This is a genomic window from Veillonella sp. AF13-2 (assembly GCF_003603295.1).
In the GTDB taxonomy this organism is placed as follows: Bacteria; Bacillota; Negativicutes; order Veillonellales; family Veillonellaceae; genus Veillonella; species Veillonella parvula_E.
Window position 1 is genome coordinate 162,130 of sequence record NZ_QTMT01000002.1, and the last position, 19,025, is coordinate 181,154.

Annotated in this window: 16 protein-coding genes; 6 read left to right on the forward strand and 10 right to left on the reverse strand. The window is 39.7% G+C overall.

Going from position 1 to position 19,025, the window contains the following annotated elements; translation table 11 throughout:
• Positions 1-85: 85 nt before the first annotated feature.
• Genes DWV85_RS04650 through DWV85_RS04660 form a run of 3 tightly spaced genes read right to left on the reverse strand, consistent with a single transcriptional unit; the run spans position 86 to position 3,009 of the window.
• Positions 86-814, reverse strand: coding sequence for a lactate utilization protein C (locus tag DWV85_RS04650; protein ID WP_004698205.1), 729 nt, complete (start codon positions 812-814; stop codon positions 86-88).
• A complete protein-coding gene (locus DWV85_RS04655; RefSeq protein WP_004694882.1) occupies positions 814-2,259 on the reverse strand; it encodes a LutB/LldF family L-lactate oxidation iron-sulfur protein in 1,446 nt (481 codons plus the stop codon). The genes DWV85_RS04650 and DWV85_RS04655 overlap by 1 nt, the downstream gene beginning before the upstream one ends.
• Before the next feature lie 12 nt (positions 2,260-2,271).
• Positions 2,272-3,009 carry a (Fe-S)-binding protein gene (locus DWV85_RS04660; protein ID WP_004698263.1) on the reverse strand — a complete coding sequence of 246 codons (738 nt, stop codon included), beginning with the start codon at positions 3,007-3,009 and terminating at the stop codon, positions 2,272-2,274.
• A 523-nt stretch (positions 3,010-3,532) separates the two neighbouring features.
• On the opposite strand from DWV85_RS04660, the gene DWV85_RS04665 reads away from it, so the two are divergent.
• Positions 3,533-5,248, forward strand: coding sequence for an S-layer homology domain-containing protein (locus tag DWV85_RS04665; protein WP_105087183.1), 1,716 nt, complete (start codon positions 3,533-3,535; stop codon positions 5,246-5,248).
• A 183-nt stretch (positions 5,249-5,431) separates the two neighbouring features.
• Positions 5,432-6,802 (forward strand): S-layer homology domain-containing protein, encoded by a 1,371-nt coding sequence (locus DWV85_RS04670; RefSeq protein WP_123138145.1) that lies wholly within the window; start codon positions 5,432-5,434, stop codon positions 6,800-6,802.
• Positions 6,803-6,895: 93 nt separating this feature from the next.
• Here the strand turns inward: DWV85_RS04670 and DWV85_RS04675 are convergent, their stop codons facing one another.
• Positions 6,896-7,741 (reverse strand): hypothetical protein, encoded by an 846-nt coding sequence (locus DWV85_RS04675; protein ID WP_123138146.1) that lies wholly within the window; start codon positions 7,739-7,741, stop codon positions 6,896-6,898.
• An 11-nt stretch (positions 7,742-7,752) separates the two neighbouring features.
• Positions 7,753-9,831: an oligopeptide transporter, OPT family gene (locus DWV85_RS04680; protein ID WP_004698162.1), complete on the reverse strand. Its 2,079-nt coding sequence runs from the start codon at positions 9,829-9,831 to the stop codon at positions 7,753-7,755.
• Positions 9,832-10,408: 577 nt separating this feature from the next.
• On the opposite strand from DWV85_RS04680, the gene DWV85_RS04685 reads away from it, so the two are divergent.
• Positions 10,409-11,764 (forward strand): class II fumarate hydratase, encoded by a 1,356-nt coding sequence (locus DWV85_RS04685; protein ID WP_077707746.1) that lies wholly within the window; start codon positions 10,409-10,411, stop codon positions 11,762-11,764.
• Positions 11,765-11,916: 152 nt separating this feature from the next.
• Here DWV85_RS04685 and DWV85_RS04690 read toward each other — a convergent pair whose 3' ends face one another.
• The 4 genes from DWV85_RS04690 to DWV85_RS04710 all read right to left on the reverse strand — a co-directional run bounded on the left by DWV85_RS04690 (position 11,917) and on the right by DWV85_RS04710 (position 15,802).
• Positions 11,917-12,480 (reverse strand): hypothetical protein, encoded by a 564-nt coding sequence (locus DWV85_RS04690; protein ID WP_123138147.1) that lies wholly within the window; start codon positions 12,478-12,480, stop codon positions 11,917-11,919.
• A 378-nt stretch (positions 12,481-12,858) separates the two neighbouring features.
• On the reverse strand, positions 12,859-14,040 hold the full coding sequence (locus DWV85_RS04700) for a metallophosphoesterase (RefSeq protein ID WP_123138148.1): 1,182 nt from the start codon (positions 14,038-14,040) through the stop codon (positions 12,859-12,861).
• Between the two features lie 16 nt (positions 14,041-14,056).
• Complete coding sequence (gene mutY / locus DWV85_RS04705; RefSeq protein ID WP_123138149.1) at positions 14,057-15,154, reverse strand: A/G-specific adenine glycosylase; 1,098 nt, start codon at positions 15,152-15,154, stop codon at positions 14,057-14,059.
• A 126-nt stretch (positions 15,155-15,280) separates the two neighbouring features.
• Positions 15,281-15,802, reverse strand: a complete 522-nt coding sequence (locus DWV85_RS04710) for an 8-oxo-dGTP diphosphatase (protein WP_123138150.1) — start codon at positions 15,800-15,802, stop codon at positions 15,281-15,283.
• A 117-nt stretch (positions 15,803-15,919) separates the two neighbouring features.
• Between DWV85_RS04710 and DWV85_RS04715 the strand changes: the two genes are divergently transcribed.
• The 3 genes from DWV85_RS04715 to DWV85_RS04725 all read left to right on the forward strand — a co-directional run bounded on the left by DWV85_RS04715 (position 15,920) and on the right by DWV85_RS04725 (position 17,843).
• A complete protein-coding gene (locus tag DWV85_RS04715; protein WP_123138151.1) occupies positions 15,920-16,693 on the forward strand; it encodes a DUF4931 domain-containing protein in 774 nt (257 codons plus the stop codon).
• A gap of 76 nt (positions 16,694-16,769) precedes the next feature.
• Positions 16,770-17,603: a metallophosphoesterase gene (locus DWV85_RS04720; protein WP_123138152.1), complete on the forward strand. Its 834-nt coding sequence runs from the start codon at positions 16,770-16,772 to the stop codon at positions 17,601-17,603.
• Between the two features lie 9 nt (positions 17,604-17,612).
• Positions 17,613-17,843 carry a hypothetical protein gene (locus DWV85_RS04725; RefSeq protein WP_123138153.1) on the forward strand — a complete coding sequence of 77 codons (231 nt, stop codon included), beginning with the start codon at positions 17,613-17,615 and terminating at the stop codon, positions 17,841-17,843.
• Between the two features lie 200 nt (positions 17,844-18,043).
• On the opposite strand, the gene DWV85_RS04730 is transcribed toward DWV85_RS04725, so the two are convergent.
• On the reverse strand, positions 18,044-19,024 hold the full coding sequence (locus DWV85_RS04730) for a molybdopterin-binding protein (RefSeq protein ID WP_123138154.1): 981 nt from the start codon (positions 19,022-19,024) through the stop codon (positions 18,044-18,046).
• Position 19,025 lies beyond the last annotated feature (1 nt).

Below are 19,025 nucleotides of genomic sequence, written 5' to 3' on the forward strand. Positions count from 1 at the left end.
GTAACATTTAATGTATTCTGTAATATATACACCAAAAAGGCGATTTTCCAGAAGAAAATCGCCTTTAGTAAATCTAGCTATTATATTATCTGTTAACTAAGATATAGGTTACTTGGATAGGACCATGAGCACCATCTACAGTTACCAATTCGATATCCGCCGTACGGGACGGACCAGAAATCAAGCAGATATTTGTAGGGAACTTAGCTGGATCGTTGTGATACCGTTCAGCCAAATGTTCCATTGTTTGTGTCATACGAGGGTTGATTGTATCAGTATACAACACAGCAATATGTGTTGTAGGCAACAAGCTAATCGCACGGCCAGAGTCCTCACCAGAAGCTTGTACTACAGTAGCAGTCTCCGCAATACCGCAGTATGGGAATGTAATACCAATATCAGCATTAGCAGTATTAGAAATACATTCTTCACGACCTTTAGCTGGATCCCATTGGAAGTATGTACGAGTGCCACCATTATTAGCTGCATCTTGTTCGAACAATTCTTTTAATTTATATTCTTCTACTTCAGGAGAGCTTGGGAATACAATTTTACCGTTTCCCCAGTCTTCGATAGCTGCAAAAATTGTTTCACCTAGTTTGTCAGGTGTAGTTTCAACAAATTTTGTACCAACACGTTGACATTGTTCCTTAAACATTGTCAAAATTTGATCGCGACTCAAATCTTGGAACATAGTTTCTTGAGGACCATGGCTATAATCAAAGCCTTCTACAAAAGCAGGGCACATTTCTTGATCACGGCCTAATGCACGAGATAAACGTGCAATAAATTGATTACGTTTAGCTACATCCATTATTTTTTCTCCTTCTTCTTGTTCTTTTCATGTTCAGCATATAAATCACGGAATTTCTTGAATTTCAAGGAACCCAACTCTTTAGACTTAGTCCAACCGTTCATAACTGGAATAGCTTGAGTCCATTCAGGCATGTTACCTTCTTTATTACTAATTAAGTTCATACCGATAGCACCAGCTTTTGTGCCAAGATCAAATAATGTTGCATTACCGAACATCTTAGCAGCTGCTGTGAAGATAGCTTCTTCTGCTTTTGGACGAGTCTTTTCAATATCAGCCATGATATGACGGTGCTCCATCAACAATTCATGCAATGGAATAGCTACTGGACAGTTTTCTGTACATGCACCGCATAATGTAGAAGCATATGGAAGATCGCCGGCTACATCGTAACCTTTGAATAATGGAGTCAATACAGCACCCATTGGACCTGGATATACAGAACCATATCCATGACCGGAAACGTGACGGTATACAGGACAGATATTCATACATGCACCACAACGGATACAACGTAGCATTTCTTGGAATGTACCACCCAAGATGCCAGAACGACCGTTATCAATAATGATGATATGAGTTTCTTCAGGACCATCAGCTTCACCAGGACGCGCAGGACCAGTCATCATGGAGAAGTAGTTAGAAATCTTAGAACCTACTGCAGAACGGTTCAACATTTCCATCATAACATCAAGAGCTTTGAAATCAGGAACAATACGTTCTGTACCTAAGAAAATTAATTGAGTCTTAGGAATAGAACTAGCCATACGACCGTTACCTTCGTTGGAAACGATTGTACATGTACCAGATTCAGCAACTGCAAAGTTACAACCATTAACACCTACATCAGCTTTTAAGAAACGCTCACGTACATAACCACGTACAAAGTGAGTCATTTCCGTAGGGTTTTCAGTTCCTGTATAACCTAATTTTTCAGCGAAAATTTCGCGGATTTTGTTACGTTCAAAATGAAGACCTGGTACTACGATGTGAGATGGAGGACTTACTGCAGTTTGCAAAATAAATTCAGCCAAGTCAGTTTCGTTAACTTCAATACCAGCCTCTTCCAAAACTTCGTTCAAACCAATTTCTTCAGTTAAGATAGTTTTGGATTTAACGATCATTTTTGCTTCGCGTTGGCGAAGGATATCTAATGCAATTTGAGTAGCTTCTTTGTCATCGAAAGCAAAGTGAACTTTAGAACCAGCTTTTTCAGCGTTGTCAGCAAATTGACTTACATAGTAATCCAAGTTGTTAAGTACGTGATCGCGAATTTTAGCCGCTTCAGCGCGGAAATCTAACCATTCAGGAACATCCGCAACTACTGTATTACGTTTATCATAAAACACGTCTTGTGCTTTTTTAATAGCTGCAACTTTGAAATCGTCAGCCAAACATTCTTTTATACGTGTTTTATAGGGGCGATTGTCATATATAAGTGCCATGTCGTCTCCTCCTTAACGGCAGTTTAAGATTTCAGCAATATGCATAACTTTGATACGGCGATCAATTTCGCCTTCTTTATGAAGACGATCAAGCATACCAGCGATGTTCATTAAGCACGCTTGGTCAGAACCGGAGATAACGTTGGCACCTGTGCCAGCAATTTCCAATGCTTTTTCGCGTGTCATAACTTCACTGATTTCAGGGTTTTTAACTGAGAAAGTACCGCCGAAACCACAGCAACGATCTGCACGTGGTAATTCAATCAAGTTGATATCTTTAACGTTTTTAAGGAGTTTGAAAGGAGGCTCTTTAATGCCCATCAAACGAGTTACGTGGCAAGATGTATGGTATGTAACGGATTCGTTAAAACGAGCCCCTACATCTTCAACACCTAATACGTCAGTAATAAATTGAGTGAATTCGTAAATTTTACCACTCAATCTTTCTGCGCGCGCCAACCACTCTGGTTGATCTTTTAAGAAATGATGATATTCATCGCGGATTGCAAAAGCGCAAGAACCGGACATGCTGACTACATATTCAGCGTTCTCAAAGCATTCGATTGTATTCTTAATTGCATCCATAGCCGCGTCATTGTAACCGGAGTTAGTGAACATTTGTCCACAACATACTTGTTTCTTAGGTACTACAAGCTCACAACCTAATCTTTCAAGTACTTCTACACCAGCCATACCTACATGAGGGTAGAACATGTCAATCAAACACTGTTGGAAAAGATGAATTTTCATATTATCTTCCTCGTCTTTTCTAGTACTTAACCTAATAAAAAATTTTGATATGTATGTGTTATGGCAATTTTTAGTAGTGAATTTTTCGACTAAATTTCTGCCCTGAACATTACTTATGCTTTCAAATAAATATTCAAAAGCTCATCGCTATAATTATAAATTAATCATGTAGATATTGTCCAAAGAATTGCTATATTCGTATGTACCCTTTTATTTCTTATATCGTTATGACTTTTTGTAATAACAAACATTGAATTTTATCACATCTATTATTTCATTTATCATTTTTTCTTGTAAAAGCCCCATAAAATCTAGATTTTGCGAATGTTTATCATTTTGCATTTTTAACTACTAGAAAATCAACTTTTATCTATATTTCATTCTATATTTATATAATGGTACTCAAATTTTCAAATTCATGTAAGTTTTATCCTTATAGATTACATTTTCTTATAGTAGTGTATAAATTTAAAAAGTGTTATAATTTATTTTATATAAGTATAGTTTGAAAGGAGCCCTTTTCATGAAACTAAATAAATTATCTTTGTCTTTAGCAATTACATTGGCCCTTGGTTCTACATTCAGCATGGCTCACGCTGAAACAACTGCGACTCATATAAAATCTGAAGTATCTAATGTGGCTACTAGAGCTGAGGTATCTGCTAAAGCGGATGAACACCGTGTTGATACATCTGTTAAAAACGATGCTAAACGTATTGATACATCCGTCAAAAATGATGCTAAACATGGTAGCACAGTTGTAAAACGTGATGCAAAACATGCTGATGCATCCGCTAAAAACGCTGCTAAACGCACTGATACATCCGTAAAAAACGATGCTAAACGCGTTGATACTTCTGTAAAAAATGACGTTAAACGCATTGATACTTCCGTAAAAAATGATGTAAAAGAAGATGCTGCAAAGGTAGAAGGTAAAAAAGTTGTAAAAACTAAAGAAAACTTACCTACTGGTGTATACCCTGACACAAAAGATAACTGGGCTCGCGATGCTATCCAAGCAATGACACAAGCTGGTTACCTTTCTGGTTATGCTGATAATACATTCAAACCTAGTGCACAAATTACTCGTGAACAAGCAGCTGCTATTTATGGCAAAGTGCTACAACACAACTTAAACGAACAAGAATTAGCAGAGATTGCAACAAAAGAATCCTCTACCTCCTACTCTGACGTGGAAGCAGATCGTTGGTCTAGCCCTGCTATCAAATTAGTTAGTGCTGCAGGCGTAATGGACGGCACATCTAAAACAGCTTTCACACCTAGCAAAACTATGGACCGCGAACAATTCGTTGCATCTGCTGCTAGTCTAGCTAAAAAATTGAATCTTTCTACACCTGTAAAAGCAGAAAAAGTAACATTCAAGGACGAAGCTAGTATCTCCTCTGCTTACTTGGCAGATATCCAATACATGGCACAACGAGGCATCGTAGCATCTGGGGCAACAGAAAACTTTAACCCTAAACAACCTGTAACAAGAGCACAAGCGGCAACAATCTTAAATCGTATGCTTAATGGTGCTGGCCTTGCTACACCAAAGCATACTACTACAGAAGCTAAAGCAGAAATGGCTGTAAAAGAAGATACCAAAAAAGCTGATACAGCATTAGAGAAAGATACATCTAAAGTAAGTAAAGACGCTAAAAAAGATGTAGCTAAAGCTGATAAAGCTGTAAAATCTGATGCAAAAAAAGTTGAAAAAGACCTAAAAGGCAATAAAGATGCTGCAGTAGTTGAAAAAGCTGAACCGACTCGTGCCGTTCGCCCTGTTCGTCGCAGCACACTAAAAGCACTTGATCAAAAACAACAAGCTGCATTAGAAGACAAAGTATTTTCTGAATTAAATAAAACTTATAAAACAGAAGATGCATTCCAAAATTATGGCGTAATGTACTGGCGTGACAATCAATTACACGTAGCTTTGAAAACAGACAGCGATATTTCCACAGTAAAAGCTAACCTTGCAAACCGTGGTGATTCTACTGTAAATAACTATGTTGTAGTTGAATCCTCCCAATACAGCCAAGCTGAATACGATGCAATCGATACAAACTTCCGCAACTACTACAACAAAAATGAAAAAGCAGGTACAATTCTAGCTACATTCCCTGATGTAGAAAATAACCAACTTTACGCAGTTGTATCTACAGCATCTAAAGAAACACAACAAGGAATCTCTAAATTATTCGGTTCCAAAGTAAAAATGACAGTAAAACGCTAATCGGCGTTACACTTAACCAGCCAAGGCAGCGTATACTCGACAGTACTACGCTGCTTTGTTGTATATCACTATGCATGCCAACTAATTGACTATGATGCGACGGATATAACTTTTTATGCTGGTGAAAGTTTATATTCTACGGCTATCAAGCGCTAGCCTTTACCATGATTAGGAAGGATTTTTATGTACAAGAATACCCCTCACGCATTACGTGCCCTCGTACTCGGCACATTATTGACTACAACAGGCCTTGGTTTTGCTTCTGCAAACACAACCACTACAACTCATACTCCTGCAACTACTGTTGAAGCCACTAAAATGGAAACAACTAAAGCACCAATGGCTAAAACAGATGCTACGAAGATGGAGACTACTAAAACAGAAGCTGCTAACGTTAAATCTACTAATACCGCATCACCTGCAATTGTAAACACCTCTATCGGTATACCTCAAGATATTCAAAAAATCCGCGCCCACATCTTTACAGATGTGCCTAGTGATTTTTGGGCAGCTAACTCGATTAGCACTGTAACAAAAGCAAACCTAATGAAGGGGTATTCCGATGGTACATTCCGACCTAACCAACCTATGACACGTGAAGAAGTAGCAGCGCTCTTCAACAATATTACGGATGATGGTACAGCCGCCTTCTTATCAAGTAAATTTAAAGATATTACATCTGACCGTTGGTCTGCTCTTGCTATTGAATCTGTAGCTCGCAAGAATATCATCAGCGGCTATGGTGATGATACTTATAAACCTGAGAAATATATGTCCCGCCAAGAGTTTGCGGTAGTAGCAGATAACTATATCCATTACTTAGGATATACCACTGAAGACCCAACAGTTCTTGATAATATAGCCTATGGAGACCAAAAATTTGTGGCTCCTTGGGCACAAGATGCCGTTCGCGAGCTTGCCTATCTTGGGTTCACAAACTACGCTCCAGGTACATTGTTTAACCCTGAAAAATATGTAACTCGTGCAGAAGCGGCGGAAATTGCGTACCGCATGACACAAACAGAACAAGCACTTGCCTTCCACAATACATTGTTCAAGCAACAAGTAGAAAACAAAACAGCTAATATCATCGACAAAGCATTAGGCTATGGCAATGATTTCACCAAATTCCGTCAAGACGGAGCTCTATTCTGGGAGGCAGGCCAATTACATGCATCTTTAACGGATCAAAAGAAAACTGACCTTGTTTCCAAAGCGATTACAGAGGCTCATGATCCACAGCTAGATAGAACTGTAGTCGTATCAAAAGGTAAATTAAATCAGGCCCAACTAGAGGAGTATCAATCCGATGCCATCGCCCTTTACCAACAAAAAGAACCTCAAGGAAAGATCCTTTCCATCTCCCCAAATACTGATACGAGTGCCCTTCTCATTACCGTTGATTCTATTCAAAAATCGACGTTGAAAGCATTTAAAAAGAAATTCCATGATAATGTATTCTTACAATTACCACCGGAGCCGCTTACAAAGTCAGACGGAAACATTCAATTCCCATTACCACCGCGCGTAAACTATTATAACGACAAACAATAACATAGACAAAAAAGAACCGCCCCCTTAGGAGCGGTTCTTTTCACAATTAAACAGCTGTTACTATACACACATAATCGAATTTACACAGTTCGATTATTTTTTTGTTACATCATTTTCGCGGTCACGCAAGATACCAACTGGTACATATACCGTACCTGCGCTATGGATTGAATCCACATCTTGTTGCAAAATCATTACAACGGAATAATCATCTGTTGTGTAGAATTCAGTAGGCATTTTATCGATATTTACATCGCCACCTAATTTATCTTTCACATCTTGATTATTATTAATCGCATTTACCAACTCTTTTTTATTAAGACCACCAAGATCGTACAAGGATAATTGGCGACCTGTTGTAGTGTTAAATGTGAAACCTTTTACATAGTTTACACCATTGGCATCATGATCACGCATAGTATATGTGTGAATCAATACGCTGAAAATACCGTTTTTATCTGTTTTAACATCATAGTACATAACTACATTTGTTTTATCAGATTCTTTAACATTTAACTTTTCTACATCATTTTGTATTTTAGAAACATACTTTTTGATGGTCGTATTGATTGCTTTTTCTACCGCAGGGCTAACAGATTTAACCTCTGGGAATACTAAATCCAAATGATCTGTAGTAGATTCCACAGGTGATACAGCAACCTCTTTGCGATCCATATAACGGTCCGCATTTGGAGCTACCACTTCAACTGCATTACGATCTACTTTAGACGCTTTAGAGCGCAACGCACGATTCTGCTCAGGTGTAGCAGTACTAGAAATACGATATGTTAAATCATTACGATTTACACGTTTCGCATTTGTTTGATTTGCTTGTACATTTACAGTATCTTGCGTTACAGGTATTACTTCGCTTGCTGCGAAGGAGACTACTGGCAATGCAGCAGCCATAATGATGAGTACAGACTGTTTTAATTTCATTGTTTAACCTCTTATTGTTCTTGCTCAGCTTTCATAGCAAGAGCTTCTTCTTTATTGAACTTGTGTGTAACAACACGGCGAACAAGATAGAGACCAGCGAATATGAATGCAAGCAATCCTAACCATTGTGCTGTGCTTTCAAATTCAGGACCTACTAATTCAAGTGGAGCTTCCCCACCGCCAGTTGTAACAGACAATACAATAATAACAGCTATGATTACACCAATCAAGCTTTCACCAACGATCAGACCAGAAGCAAAGAGAACACCGCGGCGATTGGATTGCTCTACATCGTAGTCAGCAAGCTCACCGGCACGCATTTTAGCACGAGCTACAAGATAACGACCTACGAAGTAGCTGATGAAAGAACCAATAATAAGCGGTACTTCTAAAGTAGGTGGTAAATAAATACCCATACCAACAGCCAACGGAGGCAATGTTAAGGTTGCAGTTGTGCTCTTGAGAATCAAGTTGACGATAATCGCCACAACACCAACGCCAACACCGATTAAGATATAGTCCCAATCCATGCTAGAGTTGAAGATACCTTGTGCAATGGTAGTCATCAAAGTCGCTTGAGGAGCAGATAATGCAGCGTTTGGATCCATTTCAGCACGTGGTAACGCACCTGTGAAACCGTATGCTTGATAAAGCAAGTTAAGAACTGGAGCAATTGCAATGGCACCGGCTACAGAACCAAGTAACAAGGCAATTTGTTGACGCCAAGGTGTAGCACCAACGAGTTGGCCAGTTTTCAAATCTTGTAAATTATCATTAGAAATAGATGCAATCGCAATAACTACGGATGTCATAAAGATAGCCATAGCGGTAGCGAACTGAACACCTTCTTGTGTAGCAAATAAATTATTTTCCGCTGCGATAAAGTATACAACTAAGGAAGAAATAATAGTCGCTAAAATACCGATACCAGAAATTGGAGAAGCAGATGTACCGATAAGGCCTGCCATATAGCCACATGCTGCAGCTACGAAGAAGCCAATCAATAAAGCTACTACGATACCTACTACAACGAGTGTCCACATTAAACCTGCACTAATAGGTACGACAGATACAAAATCCCAGAATGTAAATACTAAGCCAATAAGAATAAGTATGAATACACCTAAAACGGATTTTGTACTCATATCTGTATCCATACGATGCAATTCACGTTCTGCGGAGCTGCTATTCATGGATTTAACAGAAATTTTCATACCTTCGATGATAGGTTTGATTAAGGTAATCAAAGTCCAAATCGCAGCAATACCAATAGCACCAGCACCGATGAAACGAACTTTAGATTTCCAAATAGCCATTGCAAACTTAGCAGTAGCACCGCCATCTGGAGCAAACATGTTAGTGAAGTAAGGCACGAAGCCAGCCCATGCGATGAGTACACCGACGAGGATAGCGATACCAGAGGCGATACCGATAAGGTAACCAGCACCTAACAACGCTGTAGAGAAGCCCAAAGGAATTTGAGTAATACCTTTGCTACCTACAGGAATCCAGAAGCTCATGCTATCACCAAGTACTTTGAAACCATTTGCACAAAGGCTAATAAGACCAGCTACAAAGCCACCGGACACAATGTCTGTCATACCGGAGCTAGATTGAGGGCCTTGTTCACCATTGTGAGATCCAACCTTCAAAATTTCTGCTGCTGCACGGCCTTCAGGATATGGTAGATCGCTATTCACTACCATGGCACGACGCAATGGAATGGTGAATAATACACCTAGAGAACCACCACAGGCACAGAGCAAGAATGTTTGCCAGAATGGAAAGCCATTCCAATACCCAAGCATGAGTAAACCTGGCAAAATAAAGATAATGGCGGACAATGTACCAGCCGCAGAAGCCTGCGTTTGTACCATGTTATTTTCAAGAACATTAGAATCCTTGAAGAACCGTAAAATTGCCATTGAAATAATAGCTGCCGGAATGGATGACGAGAACGTCAAACCTACCTTCAAACCGAGATATACGTTAGATGCTGTAAAAATAACAGTAATCAATGCACCAAGTAGCATCCCACGTAACGTCAGTTCCGGCAGATGAAGGTCATGGCTCGTAAAGTCATGTTTCATAAGTACTTACCTCCTCTGTGAAATCATAAACTTAAAACAATATACTAAGCTACTTCCATTTTATCGTGTTAAAGCGATGATTTCAATATATATGCGACATTTATAATGTATACATATGAAAATTATAAATTTAAGTTTTCCCACAAATATCTTGAAAGGTCTATTCTGTATCCAAAACACTTTATTAAGCGTGGTAGCCCTCCAAAAGCCTCCAAAGCCACCCACCCTGCTTCGCAGGGCCGCTAAGTCGTTTTTGGAGGACCACCACGCTAATATATACCTAATCGGTTACCCTAAGAATAGACCTTTCATCATTCACCAAATGAAATATTTAATTTATAATTTTTCTACATATAACGCATTATCAATCTTACATATAGATTGAAATCATAAAGGTATGGGGAGAAGGAAAGCGCAATATACTTTCCTTTTCTTATATGCGCATTATGCATATACACCTATCAATTATATGAAAATAGAAATCATTCTCTTTTATTCTGTACAAATATACAGGATTTTATATAATTAAAGTACCGACAGTAGGGTCGGCATGTCTTTTAAGGAGGTTGTAAACATTATGGAAACAAGAATTGAATATGATTCAATGGGACCAGTCGAAGTCGACGCTAGACGAATTTACGGACCTCAAACGCAACGCTCGTTCAATAATTTTAAAATCGGTGACCACCGCATCCCTATTGAACAAATCAAGGCGCTTGCGCTTGTAAAAAAAGCATGTGCTTTAACCAATGCAAAGTGTGGCGCAGTAACTGAGGAAAAAGCGAAACTCATCGCTCAAGTAGTAGATGAGATCGTGGACGGAAAATGGGATGATGAATTTCCGTTAACCGTATTCCAAACAGGTTCCGGCACACAAACTAACATGAATGTGAACGAGGTAATCGCTCACCGAGCTAAACAGTTAGATGAATCCAATCCGCTTCATCCTAACGACGATGTAAACCGCGGTCAAAGTACAAACGATACATTCCCTACGGCAATGCATATCTGTGCATACTTTGAAATTACAAAACGCGTAATTCCTGCATTGGACGGCCTTATCGGATCCTTTGAAAAATTGCAAAAAAAAGGAAAAGGATTGCAAAAAGTTGGTCGTACCCACCTACAAGATGCTACTTTTATCATGGTAGACCAAGAAATTAGCGCCTTTGTGGACGGCCTAAAAACTGCCAAAACTATGCTCCTTCAAAATGCTGACCACCTCCTCGACGTAGCACTCGGTGGTACTGCGGTCGGTACAGGTGTGAACACACCTAAGGGCTATCTAGACGTTATGGAAACTGTATTGCCAGAGGTAACAGGTGCTCCATTCCGTGTTAAGAATAACAAATTCCAAGGACTTGCTCTCAAAGATGCATTTATGATGGCTCACGGTGCACTTAACACATTAGCGACTACCCTATTCAAAATCGCTAACGATGTGCGCTTCTTAGGCTCTGGCCCTCGCTGTGGCTACGGCGAATGGCATCTTCCTGAAAACGAACCGGGCTCCTCCATCATGCCAGGCAAGGTAAATCCTACTCAATGTGAAGCTTTGACCATGGTATGCGCCCAAGTATTCGGCCACAATACAACTATGACGCTCTGTGCAGGTAGCGGTGCGTTCCAATTGAACGTATACATGCCTATCATGATCTATGACTTTGTTGAAAGCTGTCGCCTCCTCGCAGACGCTATGAACTCTTTCACAACACACTGCATCGACGGCGTAGAATTTGTACCTGAAAAACTCAACTTCTTCGTAGAACAATCTCTCATGATTGCTACATCCTTAACACCATATATTGGCTACGACAAGAGCGCTAAGGTGGTAAAAGAAGCGTACAAACGCGGTTGCTCTATTAAAGAAATCATCTTAGAAGAAAAACTCATGACCGAAGACGAATTTGCCGAAGCAGTTCGCATGAAATAAAATCTCTCTCATCTCTATGACATATCTGTAACATCCTCTCATACCTCAAATGAACGGAAAATAAAAGGACGCTATAGTCTTGAATTCTTCAGTACTACTTATTACTGAAGTTTAGAATATAGCGTCCTTTTAAGTTTTATAAGACTAAAAAATTAGATTGGAATTTTTTGACCTAATAAAGTTTCTAACCCTTTGAAAACTTTAATAATATTAACATATCCTTCTTGAATAGCATTTGCGTTATATGGAGGTCTGTAATCATTTGCTTTTGTATTTATTACCATATTTCTAAAAATTTCTTGGTCTTGTATAGAGAAATCATTAAATGATGTATAAATAACTAATGTACTACCATAGGCTTTTCTCATATCATCTATTGTATCATCAGCATAACTTAACTTTTCACCGTATCCTTTTTGATTATAAAAACTATCATTGGGTAGTTTCTCTATATAACCTATAAATGGAATATTCAATATTTTTGTGAACCCTCCAGCCCCATAAACATATATAAAAGGAAAGTGTGTTTCACAAGAAAAGACATACCCTTCTACTCCTACTCTTTTCCAATTATCCCGTAATGCCATATTAAATTGATACGGCCATTCATATCGTCCTAAAGCCCAATTCATTGTACCGTCTAAATCAAAATTATAGAACCAACAAAAAGGAAATAAAATTAGAATAGTAATAAGAATCTTTTTTAATGTCCGCATTTCTAAATACAATACCCCTTTTATTTGGTAACCCTTAATCCTCTATGATCACATAAGCTGTATAGTCATTAGCACGGCCAATGCTATAATGAAAATAGCCTGTTTCGTATTTAACAGTTCATAGGTCTCATTAAATGTATCATTCTTAAATGCCTGTATTAGTAATTCCTCTTGTTTACTGAGTTCCAAGTATAGATCTAAATGGCATCCAATTGCCACTAGTATTGCTATTTTGAGATATCTCTTATATATATCCGCTGTCATATCGTAGATTAGAGAGATATCAAATAGCATAAGCACAATAATACATATAAGGATTTTATAAATAAAGGATTTACTATACATTAATGTATACCTATAGTGAGTTTGTCTTTCAAACTAAGCCACTCCATCAAAGAATGTAATAACCGTAATTTCTCGTGGACAGTTGATACGAATTGGGAACCAGTGTCCTGTGCCGTTATTAACGTAGCATACGCTTTGTTCTTCTACATAGCGACCTTTTGTATATGGTGTGCCCGTTGGTACTAATGGCACGCCCATGAATACGATTTGACCTCCATGGGTATGTCCAGATAGAGTCAACGGAATCTTTCGTTCAATAGATTCTTCGAAGAATTCAGGGTGATGAGCCAATAGAATAACAAAGGCATAGTCTGGAATTCCAGATAAAGCTTTGTTAATCATGGCTTCCCGGTTGTCCTTTTTACGATCGTTATCGTACGCAACGCCCGCAATATATACAGGTTGTTTGCCGCCCATGATTTGAATATTACTATTCACGAGAATATTCATAGGTGTATTTCGTTTAAGTGCGTCAAGTACCTTATTTACATCGTGATGATACTCGTGATTTCCCAAGATAAAGTCAACCCCATCTGGGATTTGTTTTGCAAAGGTTGTCAGTCTTTCACAGACTTGCGGTAACCATGCAAGCTTATCAATGAGATCGCCAGTGATAACAACGCGATTAGGTTTTTGTAAAAGCGCTAGTTTCAGGATTTCATCAAAGTCATCTAAGTCGATACTCGGTCCTATATGAATATCACTAAGTTGAACAATTTTATAGTTTTTCAAACCAGGTGGTAGGTTCGTGTAGCCAAAGCTTTCATGAGTTACTACTAGCTCTTGTTGACCCGCAAAGGCAGCATAGCTAGAGCCACCAATAGTAGCCAACGGCACTATAGTTGCAGCAGTTCTAAAGAAGGCGCGACGGCCTGTTCTATTTTCCTCTGGTGTTTTGCTCCAAATCTTATTGATTGTCCAATATAATAGACTAAGTATGATAAATACAGGAATCGCTAGGAATACACCAAAGAGGAATCCGTAGCTTTCAGTACGGAACATATTCATCAAAGGATAGTACATCGTACCATATAAATCCACTTGATTGAGTATATAGTATCGGATAGCCACGAACCACGCACCGATAATGATGATATAGCCCACCCAGGCTGGCCATTTCTTTTTAGGCTTCCACAAGTTGAGGAATAGAGCCCAAAATCCTACCAGACCTATTGCGAGGATGGCAGAAAAAATGATATTAAATAGAATTCTCATTCATTGCTCCTACAAATTACTTTGCGATTTCCGTCAGTTTACCATGAGGTCCCGCCCAAGCATAGTCGGAGAACTCATCACGCTTGATGAGCATCCAGTCCTTTGGCAATTGCTGTTGGATATCTGCAATCGATATATTATTAGCATCCCCTGTGTACGTTAAATCACCGCGGAATGCTTTCATAAACCATTTTCGGTGAGAGAAAACATGTGTTATTTCTTTCACAAGTACTGGTTGCAAAGATAGATCAAATCCAAGGGCCTGAACTAATTCTTCAAGGCCTCGTTCTCCGTCCTCAAAGGCAGATACCATTTCCACAGATGGGAATTCCCACATGGATCGTAAGAGTCCACGGTTCGGCCGTTTATGCAATAAATAATAGTCTTTATACTGCAAGATCCCCACGAATAAAGGCACCTCTACTACCTTTGTTTTCTTGATACGCACAGGTAGTTTATCTGTATCCTTATGTTGGTATGCTTCGCACATATTTACAATAGGACATTCGCCACAGCGGGGTGTCTTTGGAATACATACGGCAGACCCAAAGTCCATCAAGGCTTGGTTAAAGTCGCCAGGTCGATCGTGAGGCAAAGTCTCCTCTACGATAGCCGTAATAGCCTTTTTACCTTTAGTGCTCAAAATATCATCAAAGATGCGATACAACCGAGCATAGATGCGCAGTACATTGCCATCTACAGCCACCTCTGGTTCGTTGTACGCCATGGATAGCACAGCCCCTGCCGTATAAGAACCTACACCCTTCAAGGATTCCATGGTCTTACGGTCATGAGGCACGATACCGCCGTAATTTTCAACGACGTCCTTTACGCCAAGACGCAAGTTACGAGCACGACTATAATAACCAAGCCCTTGCCATGCGTGAACCACCTCATCTTCGGAGGCCTTTGCCAAATCCTCCAAGGTTGGAAATAGACGCATCCAGTTATCATAATAGGGTTTCATCGCCTCAATGCGCGTCTGCTGACTCATCACCTCGGATACCCAAATCTTATAAGGGTCCCCACAACCGCGCCACGGCAACTCCCGTTTATGTACATCATACCACACCAATAGCTGTGGCACCCACTTTGGGTTCTTTTTATCAGTCATATTACCTCAATATATTATAAATTTAGGAGTCTAGTACCACTTTCACGGCTACATAGTCCCTATTTTATACTCCAATACCCACCAGATAACGATTTTAACGTTAAATTGTAACAAATCGTACATTCATCATCCATTAATATACAGATCAATGCGCGCCAAGTGTTCGCTTTCAATAACAGTATCAACAGTGGTCAAATCCATCTTATCCACCATATTATTATCTCGACCAAACACAATAGGCCCTTTTAATTTCTTTCCTTCTAACAACATCGGCAACCATCTACGGTCACCATCCCACATATGTTCGTAAGGAATTTGATTCGGCTCTAACCAATGAGGCTCCATTTCATCTGTTTCCTCTACATCGCCTGTAAAAGTACGCAAGAAATACACATAGCTCACATGCGTTAAGCTTTCATCAAAAGGAAATTGAAAATCAAAAGCCGCGACACATTCTAAGTCTTCAGGATTTCCCTGAAGGCCAGATTCCTCATAGAGTTCGCGAATGGCACACTCTCGGAAGCTTTCACCATCATCAAGTTTACCACCGAACCCATTATATTTATTAGCCCCAAAACCACGCTTCTTACGCCCTAACAATATACGATTTTGTTCATCAATGGGAAATACGAGCGTCGTTGGTTTCATAGGGCCTCCTTAGTCACAAAAATAACACACTATTATTATACCATTATTTCATGTACGAATGCGCTAGTTGTGGTATGATTAAGAGTATAGAATTTCTTACAAGGAAGGAGGCACATGATGAACAAACCACTTAGATTTAATATCGAATTAGGACGGACAAAACCCGTCAATATTCGCAATGAACAAGTGCGTTGTCCCTTCTGTGATCGTTCCAAATTAACGGATATTCTCGATACATCAGGTCATATTATATGGCTCATGAACAAATATCCTGTATTAGAAAAAACTTGGCCTACCGTCATTATCGAAACAGAAACTGACGAAGGCGAATTTTCCACCTTACCTACAGACGAAGCAGCTCACATTCTCCAATTTGGACTCGATAAATGGCGCGAAACTCGTCAGCGTAAAGAGTTTAAATCCGTCCTCTTCTTCAAGAATTATGGCTATATGTCCGGTGGCTCTATTCGCCATCCACACAGCCAAATCATAGGCCTTGAGAATTACGACTACCATAAAGATATTACGGTGCAAAACATGGAGGGCTGGCTCTTGCACGAGGATCAAGATGTGCGCATCACCTTGTCTACCCATCCAATTATCGGATTCTTTGAGTACAATATTCGCTTCAAACCAGATGCACCAGTTCGTGCTGTAGCCCTTCGACTACAGCAAATTTTGCGCTATGTATTGCGCAGCGTAGCCAACTTTAGCCAGTCCTATAATTACTTTGTATATAATCTTGAGGACGGCTATGATTACATCAAGGTAGTAGCTCGTTATGTGACGACGCCCCTCTATGTGGGCTACAAGATTCCTCAAACTTGCGATGAGGAACGAGCTGCTAAAATCATGCACGATATTACACCTTATTTTCAAGCTACTAAATAGCTCTAACCATATACCGTACATAATTTGATATATAATTTTATATATGGTTTAACCATACATATTTGAAAGGATTTTTATGAAAGTATTTGCCATCGGCGACCTCCATCTATCTGGCAATCCTCCGACGAAGCCGATGGATATTTTTGGTCCTCACTGGAATGATCACTGGGCCCGCATCAAAGAGCATTGGAATGCCAATGTAAGCGATGAAGATATCGTCTTTCTCGTAGGTGACATGAGCTGGGCTCTCCGCCTTGAAGAAGCGGCCTGCGATTTACAAGAAATTGCATCTCTACCTGGTAAAAAATATATGATTCGCGGCAACCATGATTATTGGTGGGCATCGGCGAACAAGATGCATAATCTCATGGGCGACGCTATTACCTTTATACAAGGTCACGGCACCGCAGAACTCATCCAAACCGAAGAAGGTCCGCGCCTTATTGCATTCGGAGGAACGCGTGCCTACCTCTGTCCTGGAGACTCCCACTTCTTCCCAGAAACGGACCAATCCATTTACGATAGAGAAGTGATGCGTACTGAAGCGGCACTTCAAGAAATGGATAAGGCAATACATAAAGTACTTGAAGAACTCAGGACGGAAACAAAGGTCTGTATAACAGAATCATCCGGTTCTAAAAAGTCCTATTCATCAACACCTGATTCTATTATAGATATAGAGACTATTCCTGTAACAAAGTTATTGTTGCTACATTACCCTCCATTTAACGAATCCAACGCTCCTTCTGGATTTACGGACCTCATGGAGCAATATAAAGTAGATATCTGTATCTTTGGCCACTTACACGATCAAATTTCCTTTAACCGGATTCCAAAGGAATTTGGTACGACAAAACTAGAATTGGTATCTGCAGACTATCTAGACTTCAAGCTAAAGCAAATTATTTAAGGAGAGACCATGAGTCGCATTCACAAAGAACATTTACAAGCAGGCTATATCTTTGGTGACACCGTCAACCAAGAATATATATACTTGCCCTCTGGTGAGGTAGGCACGGAGCATCCGTTAGCTGTCCTAGAAACACCAACGAAGCGCGAAGATATTACATTGGACGAAGCCGTCCATATGATTGATACCCTAACGCTAAAACGTTGTGGCCACCCTACACTAGGTAAAAAATCATTTTAATAACGTATTTAATAATGCAATCAATTGAACGAAATAATAAAATAGCGGATAGTTGACTATAATCTGCACTCCAGAAAAAAACATATTTTCTGATTTCTGAAAGTGCAGATCAATATTAAATCAACTATCCGCTATTTTGATGAAAAGAGGCTGTTTATCACAGCCTCATACATATTAGTTCTCCTGATTATATAAGCCTATTAGCCCAAGAATCCTCCATGGCCCATAGCTATACAATCTTCTTTGGTGATTTCATCATCTGCGATGAGGCATGGCACAATTTCATCAAAAGCAGTCGGTTTACTGAACAATACGCCCCCTGGCACACCAAGGATTGGTGTACCATCTGCACAGTAAGCAATGCAAACCATGGACCCTGGTAACACTGGTAATCCATAGGTAACTACGCGATCTGCATAACGTTTAATCGCTCCTGGGGTGAGATCATCTGGGTCAACGCTCATACCGCCAGTGCAGAAAATGATATCTGCGCCTGCTGCTTTCACCTTGTCGATAGCCGCCACGATATCCTCTGTATTATCCGTTACAATTTCATGAGCTACCTTTGTAACACCAAATTCAGCACAACGTTCTTCAATGATTGGTGTGAAAGCATCTTTAATGCGACCTTCAAATACTTCAGAACCAGTCGTAACGATACCCATTGTTTTGCGCACGAATGGCTTTACATGTAACAAAGGCTTACCATCAGCAATTTTTTTTGCATCTTCTACTTGTTGTTCTTCTAACAACAATGGAATACAACGCATGCCTGCTAGTTTATCGCCTGCTTTCACAGGTGTATTATTAAATTTTGTTACAATAGTCAACTCACCAATGCTATTGATAGCATGTAATCGGTCTACATCGACCTTAAAAAGGCCATCTACATCTGCAATGGCTTCAATTTTACCTTGTGCCATAGGGCCATCATGCATGTTTTCACCGCCTGCCATATGGTATAAAGCACGAGCTACATCCTCTTCATGCAAGAACCCCTCATCTTCCGGCTCCATTACAAATACATGTTCCTTGCCAAGATCCAAGAGTTTAGGAATATCCTCTTCTGTAATTACATGGCCACGGCGGAAGGGCGTGTCTTTCACCTCACCTATGACGATTCTTACGAGATCGTGTAATAATGTTTGCCCTACGGCATCTTGTGTTCTAATAGATTTCATA